The organism is Xenorhabdus griffiniae (genome assembly GCF_037265215.1).
In the GTDB taxonomy this organism is placed as follows: Bacteria; Pseudomonadota; Gammaproteobacteria; order Enterobacterales; family Enterobacteriaceae; genus Xenorhabdus; species Xenorhabdus griffiniae.
This window is the reverse complement of the sequence record NZ_CP147737.1, coordinates 2,461,368-2,471,770: the sequence shown is the minus strand read 5'-3', so window position 1 is coordinate 2,471,770 and position 10,403 is coordinate 2,461,368. Positions and strand designations below refer to the sequence as shown.

At 46.7% G+C, this 10,403-nt stretch carries 6 protein-coding genes; 2 read left to right on the top strand and 4 right to left on the bottom strand.

Features of this window, described 5'->3' with window-relative positions:
- Window positions 1–4: 4 nt before the first annotated feature.
- The 4 genes from WDV75_RS10630 to WDV75_RS10615 are packed head-to-tail and all read right to left on the bottom strand — an operon-like array spanning window position 5 to window position 6,813.
- Window positions 5–1,777 carry an ABC transporter ATP-binding protein gene (locus tag WDV75_RS10630; RefSeq protein ID WP_273558147.1) on the bottom strand — a complete coding sequence of 591 codons (1,773 nt, stop codon included), beginning with the start codon at window positions 1,775–1,777 and terminating at the stop codon, window positions 5–7.
- Between the two features lie 2 nt (window positions 1,778–1,779).
- Window positions 1,780–3,564: an ABC transporter ATP-binding protein gene (locus WDV75_RS10625; protein ID WP_273558146.1), complete on the bottom strand. Its 1,785-nt coding sequence runs from the start codon at window positions 3,562–3,564 to the stop codon at window positions 1,780–1,782.
- Window positions 3,551–4,816, bottom strand: coding sequence for an MFS transporter (locus WDV75_RS10620; protein WP_273558145.1), 1,266 nt, complete (start codon window positions 4,814–4,816; stop codon window positions 3,551–3,553). Before WDV75_RS10620 ends, WDV75_RS10625 begins: the two co-directional genes overlap by 14 nt.
- A complete protein-coding gene (locus tag WDV75_RS10615) occupies window positions 4,813–6,813 on the bottom strand; it encodes a TonB-dependent receptor (protein ID WP_273558144.1) in 2,001 nt (666 codons plus the stop codon). Before WDV75_RS10615 ends, WDV75_RS10620 begins: the two co-directional genes overlap by 4 nt.
- 320 nt (window positions 6,814–7,133) lie before the next feature.
- Between WDV75_RS10615 and WDV75_RS10610 the strand changes: the two genes are divergently transcribed.
- A complete protein-coding gene (locus WDV75_RS10610; RefSeq protein ID WP_273558143.1) occupies window positions 7,134–8,114 on the top strand; it encodes an AraC family transcriptional regulator in 981 nt (326 codons plus the stop codon).
- 470 nt (window positions 8,115–8,584) lie between these two features.
- The gene (locus tag WDV75_RS10605) at window positions 8,585–10,375 is read left to right on the top strand and encodes a ShlB/FhaC/HecB family hemolysin secretion/activation protein (RefSeq protein WP_273558142.1); all 1,791 of its coding nucleotides are present in this window, start codon (window positions 8,585–8,587) and stop codon (window positions 10,373–10,375) included.
- Window positions 10,376–10,403: the final 28 nt, after the last annotated feature.

Below are 10,403 nucleotides of genomic sequence, written 5' to 3'. Positions count from 1 at the left end.
TGGGTTACACCTTGTTTAAGTGAATACTGGGATGTAAGTGCCAATGCTCTTCTGAGCCAAGGTGATTTTTCCAAAGGGATTGGTAAAGCGGGCAACGCTCCAATAATTCATCATGTGTACCGCTATCACAGAGGGTTCCATGATCCATTACCAATATTTGATCAGCACGGGTTATCGTGCTTAACCGATGAGCGATGACAAAAACGGTTTTATCCTGAGTGAGAGAATCAAATGCTTCTTGTATTAACTGCTCATTTTCGGGATCCAGCGACGCCGTTGCTTCGTCCAGGAATAGAACCGGGGACTGTTTTAGGATCGCTCGAGCAATGGCAAGCCGTTGGCGTTCGCCGCCCGATAACGTACCGCCATCCACACCTAAAGGTGTATCGTACCCTTGCGGTAATGCCATAATCGTATCGTGAATATTGGCGAGGCGGGCCGCCTGTTCCAGCTCTGACTGTGTCGCATTCGGATCTCCCAGACGAAGATTGTTGGCAACCGTGTCCTGGAATAGGGCGGTTTCCTGGAACATCATTGTGACGGTGTCATACAGTGCTTGAGTCTGGTAATGATGAATAGGGTTCCCACCTAAACGGATTTCACCTTTATCCAGTTGATAGAAAGCGAGTAATAAGTAGGCCAGCGTGGATTTACCACTGCCACTTGGCCCCACAATAGCGGTCATACTGCCTTGTGGGGCATAAAATGATACGTCCTGGATAGCGGGCTGGTGAGTCCCTGGGTAGCTAAATGAGATATTGTTAACTTCAACATCATATTTGTTGGGTGCAGCTAATGGCCCGGAAGTTTGTGTTGCAATCGCTTCTATCTCTGCAATATGTGTTTCACCGACTTGTGTCAATGCGGTTACGTTGAGCAGGGGAATGATCCCGCGTAAAGGGGTAATAGTGGCGAACAACAACAGAATAGTGATCAGCATCTCAGGGAGAGTGAGTGCTTCATGAAAACGTAAGGCTCCGGCCAGAATGCCAACAACCACGCTGGTATCAATAATGATGTAGAACAGACTCAGCAACGGTATGCTTTTGAATATTCCACGGCGGAATGCGGCACGTAGTTGTTCAATTTCTTGGTCAAAACGTTGTTCTACCGTTGTGGTCGCAGCCGCCGCGCGAATAAACGCCATGCCCTGGGCATATTCTACGATTGCTTCGGATACATCAGCCATCATCGCTGCCCGACGGCGCAGTATTTCATTGAGTTTTTGCCGGATCCCACCCAGGATCAGTAATCCAACCATCAAGACTAATAGGGCACAGCCAGCAACAATCCAGTCGAACCAGAATAAAGCCAGATAGATAAGCGTCAGCATCATAATCTGGCAGGTAATTTGTGGGGTGGTATAGGCTGATTGATTTTCCTGCCATTGCACATCTTCGGATAATGTCAGGGCTATTTTTCCGGCACTTAGTCCGCGAATTGTCGCGATGGACATACCGACAAGCCGCTGTAGCAAAGAGCGGCGGATTTCTATCCCCAACCCATAAGCGGCAATGGTGAGTTTACGTAATGCGCGAGACATAAAAGTGAATCGCAGCAACAGTAAAATAACCAATAATGTCAGTGTGATAAGTGGCAGCATAGCGTTGTCACTTTCTTTCGGATGAGTTCCCTCCAGATGAGCGATGGCCCAGGCAGCGATAGCCAGTTGCGCCATAATTGCAATGGTATCAAGCTGCTTATATAACAATCCACCCAACCAAACCCGTTGTAGTTTTGCGGACAGATGTTGTTGGAGACGATTAAATAATCCCATGATTAATTTACTCCTGTTCCGGTATTTTCTCCCCGCCAGGCTACCCACTGTTTGGCATACGCGCCTTGCTGTGCGAGTAGTTCATCATGGGTGCCTTGCTCAATGATTTGTCCTTTATCCAGGACCAGTATTTGATCAAGGTGACGGATAGTTGGCAGGCGATGGGCGATAACAATCACCGTCTTATTGCGGCATAACGCATTGAGTGCTTGTTGCATCTCTTTTTCACATTCTGGATCGGCATAAGCGGTAGCTTCATCTAATACAAGAATGGGCGCGTTTTTCAGGATAGCGGCGGCAACGGCGATACGCTGTTTTTCTCCTACAGACAAGCTAATACCGTTGTTGATTACGGTGTTGTAACCTTGTGGTAACTGTTGGATAAATGGATGTGCTTGTGCTGCGATGGCCGCTGCTTCAACTTCTGCTTGTGAAGCATCAGGACGAGCCAGGCGGATATTATTGGCTATCGTATCGTTGAACAGAAATACCCGCTGGAACACAAAAGAGATGTTATTACGCAGTGTGGTTTCATCCATGTTGCGGATATCAACACCACCAACAGTAATTTTGCCCTGTTGAGGATCCCAAAGACGGGCAACCAGGCTGGCTATCGTGGATTTACCAGAGCCGCTGGCACCAACCAGAGCGAGTGAACTGCCGGCAGGGACGGAAAACGAAACGTTATTTAAGACATTGTCCTGCTTATCTTGATAGGAAAAGCTGACATTATGCAAAGTCACAGTATGATCGGCAGGGACCTGATTTTGGGTACATGGCGCTAATTCAGGTTGATTCATGAGCCAACGATATCGTGTAACTAAGGCCTCTTGCTGCTGCAAACGTGTCATCACCGAAAACATAGATGAAGCAATATTGCCGAATGCCATGGCAGCCAGAATAAAGAAGGTGAATTCAAATAAAGTGATTGCTTGTCGGTTAAATAGCCAGACCGCCAAAGGAAGGACAAACAGCAGATTAGCGCTGGATAGCACAAAAAATCGGCTGGATTTGACCTGCACTTTCTCAACCCAAACATCGATAATACGTGTCAGGGCGGTAAAGGCTTCTTCCGCTCGCTGTAGGGCAATATTGCCGCCTGAATAGGTTTTCACTACAGGAATTGCGTTGATAACTTCACCCATTGTCGAGGCAATACGATTTTGGGCGGCGTAAAATCGTTGAGTAGTGGTTTGAACTTTCATCTGAATATAGATGAATAATAAACAAGCACCCAAAGTTGGAACAAAAGCCGCTAATGCTAATCGCCAGTCAATGGCTAACATCACACCCAATGCTATTAATGGACCGAACACGGTTGCTGACATCTCTGGAATAATGTGGGCGATACCATCTTCAAGTTGTTCGACGTCATCTAACATCATCTTCTTGATTTCGGTGCTGTCAGTCTGCATAAAGAAGCCCAGGGGAACAGACTTCAACTTATTGCTGATATTACGACGAACATCAGCCTGAACATCGGCAGCGATCAAATGAGCAACAAACGTTGAACCACTGAAAGTCAGCATCGCGGCAAAGGTGAAGCTTAATAACATGACGCCGTAATTCAGCAAGGTGTCATATTGCCCGTCATAGAGTGATTGGGTAATAAGGCCAGCAACTGCGGCCGGCAGTATTTGCAGGCCAGCAGAAACAATGGCAAGTGCGATAGCAACGTAACTCAGCGTGCGGTATGGGCGCATCATATCCCACAATGTCTTAAGGACACCGGCGTCAGCGGCACGTTGCTCAGGAGAATTTTGAACAGAAGGATCATTGCTGGGCATAGGTGTTTTCCTTTTGGAAATCGTGGCGCTTACGTAATGTCCAGAACAAGCCAGCCAGGGTGAAGAGGGAGGCAAGCGCGAAAAGAGAGGCATAGCTTGCTTTGGTTACAATCAATCCACCCAGCATTGAACAGATGATGGCAATGCTCATATCTGCGGATTGCATCAGCGCAAAATCCACACCAGATTGTATGCCTGCCGCCAGAGACATCATTTGGGTATACAAGGCAACAAATTTGGTCGCGGTGATTAGCGTGATAAAAACGTATGCTGCCGAAAGCAGGGACAGGGGTGTTTCTGGTTGCTGAGAAAGCCAGAAAATACCCACTAACACCAGACACTCAAGCAACATGACCGCCAATAATGTCTGGATGGCACCTAGTTTACGAACCACGATGCCGCCAAGCAGGACACCAGATAAGCCAGCTAATGCCCCACCACTGGCAGCAATGATGCCTAATTGGGTTAAGTCTACGCCACGATCGATTAAAAATGGGGAGAGCATACCGAGTGACAGGCGTGTCCCCATCATACATAGCAGTATTAAAATCAGTGCCTGTTTAACCGGAGTACGGCGTAATGCACTCTTTAGCGAAGGTTTTGGCGAGGAGGGCGTGCTCGATGTTTTTGACGTGCTCGATTCTGCCTGTCCCTGCGTTTTTCGGATGAACAAGATAGGCAGTGACATTAATAGCATCACTATCACCAACATGCCTGCACCAATGTGCCAGCCATAGAGTGAAATAAGATATAAAAACAGACCGCTGCCAATAATGGCGCCCAGATAACTTCCCCCAACCTGCATGACATTGCTCCAGGGGCGATGCTGTGGTGGTAATCGATCGATAGCATGGCCGTCTGTGGTGGTATCTACCACGGTCAGACAAAGCGTAATCAAAAACAGGGTCGCTATGATAAGCGGCATATGTTCGGCAGGGTTCGCTAAGGACATTAAACCAAAAAGCAGTGCAATTAACAGATTGCCGCAGAGCATGATGCGGCGGGGGTGAGTATCCCCCGAACCTGATTTGCGATAGCGTTCTACAACGGGAGCCCAGAGGAATTTTAATGCCCAAGGTAACATTAATAGATAGAGTAACCCTATCTTATCTGGGGTAACGCCGTGGTTGCGTAGAAATGCCGGCATGCTTTGTAACGTTAACATACCAATGGTACTTTGGATGGTGTAAACACCAGCCAAAGTCAAAAGTAGTAACGAGATGTGACGGCGATGTGGGGTGTTGTGCATCATAGTGCAACGCTCACATCCAGCCCAACATTCAAGCCTTTATTTATCATGCTATACGTATTGTTTCCCATCTGGAAACTGGATACGCGGTACTGTTTGTTACCTAAATTTTCCCCATAAAGTTTGACATTGATGCCATGATCCATTTCTAAACTAAGTGATGCGTCATAGAGAGTATATCCCCCTTGTTCAAGGGCATTTGCTTCATCAAAGTAGCTTTTTGAATAGTAGCGAGTGCCAGCATTGAAATAGAGGTTACCTGGTAACAATGTTTGATTAATCAGATAGTCGAAACTTGCATTAAGCATGACATCTGGTGCATAAGGCAGGCGTTTGCCTTTATAATTTACGCCACTTGTTGTCTCAGTGAAATTTGACTTACCTACGCTACCACCCAGAGAAAGTCTAAGCCCTTGCATTGGGTTAATCTGGCTGCTCAGCTCGATACCTTTACTTTCTGCTTTTCCGGCGTTACGAATGAATTGTCCACCCATAGGCCCGACGTAGATCTGTTTATCTTTGGAACGAATGTAATAAACTGCGCTGTTTAATGTCATTGCGTCATTAAAGAATGAGGTATGCCAACCAAACTCATAATTGTCTGAGGTTTCGGTATCGTAAGGCTTTTTATCATTGGCAGAGGAAACAATGTTATTGAACCCGCCCGGCTTGTACCCTTTGGTGGCAGAGAGATAGAAACGGGTATCTGGTGTCAATTGCCAGCCCAGTGCTGCCTTAGGTATAAACTCATTGCTGGAAACCTGGTTATCAAAAGCGTCGACCGCCATTATGCCAGAACGGCCTGCATAGGCTATTTGAGATTTTTCATGTGACAAACGCCCGCCAAGCGTCAGATCCCATTGAGAAGCGATGGGTAATTTGACTTCACCAAACAGGGCCAGTGATTTTGTTTTTATCGTGTTCAAGGCAGCGCTATAGTAATTCATATAGGCGCCAGTATGATGTCTGCTAGTTTCATCTGAGAACCAGCCGCCGAGAACGCTGGTAATCCCATTAGAGTAGTTGGAGTTTAAGCGTAGTTCTTGGGTGGTGGCATGGTGTTTTTCTTTCCATTTACCCCCGATAAAATCACGGAAAATATCGCGATCCTGATAGGCGGTGATACTGGTTAATACGTTGTTACCAAAATCATAGTCCGCTTTGAGTGCATAACTGTTGACGCGCCGTGTTAAATCCGGGATAGGGCCATCATATTCTTTCCGACGGAACTGTTCGTCGGTTAAATAAAGCTCTTCATGTGAATTGAGATCTTCATGAGCAAAGCTAAGTTCAGCGCTGAATGGAGACTCTTCTGGTGCAAAGGTCAGCTTTCCTTTACCAAGCCAGGTCTTGCTGGAGTCAATATTTTTATCACCGCGATTTGGGGCATCAATTTGTCCTGGCTCTTTTACCCAGCGTAGACTCATGCTGCCATAAAGCATGTCTTCAATAAGCGGCATTGATCCGCTAAAGGAACCCCCTTGTTTTAATTTAGAATAATGACCAGAAAGGTTAAGCCAAGGGCCTTCTTTTGGAGAGCGAGTGATGATATTGATAACACCGGCTTGGGCATTGCCACCATATAAAGTGCCTTGAGGACCACGTAATAATTCTACACGTTCTACATTAATTAACTCTTGTGTCAGAAATTGGTGATCTTGAGGAACACCATCAACATAAATGCGAATGGAGGGTGAATAGTAATCGGGTGAACTGATACCCCGAATGGTGGTTGCTGAGTAGGTTCGGTTACCGCGAGAGCGGATTTGTAAGCCAGGGAAAGCACGCTCAAGATCCTGTACTTGGGTGATACCTGCTTGCTCAAGTTCCTCGCCAGTTTTTACTAAAATACTGCCATTAACTTTATTTAATGCTTCTGCTCGTTTGTTAGCCGTCACAATCAAAACATCTTCTGTGGCTTTGGGTGAATGCTCCGCCCAAGTCACAACAGGTGTGATCAGACAACATAAGACAGACGCTTTAGCATATTTTTTTCTCATAAATACTCTTTATGCCTTTCCAAATCATGTTTTAAAAAGATCAAATGTGGTAAACCAAATAAGCGTGGTAAACCGAAAACAATCTTTAGTGAAATTAACTGGAATAGAAAGGAAGAGCTAACGGGATAGGGACAAAAATAGCGCGATACGTACTATTGATAATGATTCTCATTAATGATAAATTGCGTGATATTCACATTGGTATATAAATATATAAAATAAAAGAATAATGCCTTTAACACGCACAACATGCTGTTTTTATTGTGGAAAGCGTTTTTTTGAAATGGTTGGTGTCTGATGCTGATTTTACAGGGGATTTCATGAAGACAATCTATAGCGAAACATTGGGGATTTTCGCTGCTGGCCATGGCAATAATAGGCATTCACCAGTAGAGGAAAACAACACAACGCCTTCATTGCTAACAGAGGAACTATCTGATGGAATTCACATCAACCGTATCCATCTTGAGTTAAGTCAAGATTTTACAGAATATTGTGAAGGACCACCAACAGTGTCAATAGCCTTTGTTCTCAATGGGAAGGGAAAAATGGCAATTGAAAATGGCGAGGTTTTAGATATTAATCCGGGAACGATGGTCTTTTTTTATTCGCCTACGGTGACGCGAGGTATGAATTTTTTTGGCTGCGGAACCTGGCGTATTCTCGATATCCGTTTTTCTCTGAACGAAATTGAAGCTCAGGAGTTGCCATCTTTTACCAAATTAACGGCTGGTTTTGAGAAAAACGCGAGTTATAGTGATGCTTTGATGATGGCTTGTCCTATCTATCCGCCTTTTATGCAGATAGTGAATCAAATAGAAGAGTGTCAATTAACTGGTAGTGTCAGAAAAGTCTACTTAAAGGCAAAGGCATTAGAGATACTCGCTTGCGTGACAGCGCAAATTTATGATTGCCAATATAATATGATTAGCGGGTTGCAGCGCCGGGCTGTTTACAATGCGATAAAAATCATTAATAACGATTATCATCATCCCTGGACAATAAAATCGTTATCAAGAGCAGTAGGTCTGAATGAAAGGAAATTAAAAGAGGGATTTCGTGCGGTTGTTTTTCGTACTTTCCATCAATATCTGGAAAACGTCCGTATGACCACAGCGGAAGATTTATTGAAGAAAGGAATGAGTGTCATTGAGGTTTCTGCCGCAGTAGGCTATTCCAGCCCAAGTCATTTTTCTAAACGTTTCCGGCAACATTATTTAATCAACCCTAAAGCATGGCAGGCAAAATATGCCGTGAATCACACGCTACTGAAAGAAAATATTACAGCAGAAAGTCAGTAGAAATGCCGAATGTGGTATAAGGTCTTAATTGGTGTTTAACTGGTTAAATAGGTGCCTTTTCTGCTTAATCCCCGTATCTATCTTTCATACACAAATCCCCTGAGAAAAAGTCGGGGGATTTTTTTGAATCTTTTTCCTCTTACTCAAAACACCGGCGGATATTGAAGCCACTTACCGATTTACGCGTAATCCACCCTATTCATCATCTTTTTTCATCATATTCATTTCGCTTTTGTTTTGGGTGAATTTAAAGCTCGAATTAATCTGCTTAATGTTTCACATAATGTGTTGTGATTATGTTGGTTTATTGCCGTATTGTTGCATTTTTAGAGTTAAATGGCCTGAATTAACGCCTTTGTGATGAATGTCTCAGCTACCAGCTTGATAATTAACCTCTGCTGACCATAATACCTCATCTTAAAATTCCCTTATTACTGTTTAATAATAATTACGTATCCGATGGGTTTACTATGGCAACGGTAACTTCCCGCTACATAATAGCCGGGCTGGCCGGATGGACTGTATTTGTATTCTCCCCCGTACAGGCCGATGATCCGCCCTTTATTCAGCAAAAACAACAATCACAGATAGCAGAACAACGTCTGGCAACCGCTGTGCGGCTTACTGCGCCTTTTTCCGATAACACCATGCAAAGTGCGGCGACCCTGGATGCTCAGGAGCAACTGCGTCAGCAGGAAAGGCAACACGCGCTACAACAGCAACAGACGCCAGATGCCGATGTCCGGCTCATGCGACCCAGCGTGCGCCAGCCTGATTATCCGGCTAACGAACATCCCTGTTTTACGATCAATACGTTACGTTTGGAGGGCGACGCGGCCCATCGTTTTCAGTGGGCACTGGACGCGGCAGAGGATGCTAAAGGGCGTTGCCTGGGTGGACAGGGGATTTTGCTGGTCAATAACAAGGTGCAAAATGCCATTCTGGCCAAAGGTTATGTCACCACCCGCGTGATGGTGCAGGAGCAGGATCTGACCGGAGGAGTGCTGACGCTGACGCTCCAGCCTGGACGCATTGCCAATATCCGTTTTGATGAGCCGGTGTCCTGGCGTGGGCGGCTGTGGAATGCGATGCCGGCCGCATCCGGGGATATCCTTAATTTGCGTGATATCGAGCAGGCACTGGAGAATTTCAAACGGGTGCCCAGTGTGGAGGCCGACATTAAAATCGAGCCAGGCCAGCAGGAAGCGACCAGTGACCTTCGGATCAGCTGGAAAGAGGGGCGCCCGTTCCGGCTCAGTCTGGGACTCGATGACAGTGGTGCTAAAAGTACTGGCCGCTACCTGGGTTCGGTGACCCTGGCGATTGATGCCCCTTTTGCCCAGAACGATCTGTTCTATGCCAATATCGGCCGGGATTTGTTTGAGCCCGGTCCCTTTGGTAACCGCGCCCGTACTGTGAATTACGTCTTTCCGCTCGGCTACTGGGCGTTTTCTGCCAACTACAACGACTACACCTATCACCAGAATATCGCCAACGCGCACGAAATCCTGGCCTACAGTGGCAAAAGCGAGAATGTGCAATTCACGGTGTCCCGCCTGTTATTTCGCAATCAGTCGCATAAAACCACGCTCAATCTGCGGATCTTTCGCCGCCATTCCACCAATGCCGTGGGGAATATAGAAATAGCACAACAACACCGCCGGACTGCGGGCTGGGAGTTAGGCTTAAGCCAGCGCAGTTACTTCGGCAACATTACGTTGGATGCCGGTATCAACTGGCGGCGCGGAACCGGCGCCTTCGGTGCGCTGCCGGCACCGGAAGAAGCCTATCACGGAGGCAGTGCCCGCACGGGGATGGCTCTGGGTGATATCAGTCTGAATGTGCCTTTTAAATGGGGCACACAGCCTTGGCGTTATCACACCAAAGTGCGTTGGCAGTGGAGTGCAAACCCGCTGACCCCCCAAGACAGGCTGGCGATTGCTGGGCGTTATACCGTGCGCGGGTTTGACGGTGAGCAGATGCTGTCCGGTGAAAAAGGGCTGCTTTGGCGTAATGAGTTAGCCTGGAATGTCCTGTCGCGGGGTCACGAGCTTTACTGGGCGGTGGATTATGGTCGTGTGGATGGACCGGGCACCCGCTATCTCGTCGGGCATCAGCTGGCGGGCGGTGCTCTGGGTGTGCGCGGCACGCTGTGGCGCCGACTCAGTTATGACCTGTTTGCCGGTGTGCCATTCTACCAGCCCGCGGGTTTTCATACCCCAGGCGTGAGTGGCGGTTTCAGCTTCAATCTGGAAATTTGATAACAACGCTCATCCTTAATCACAAACA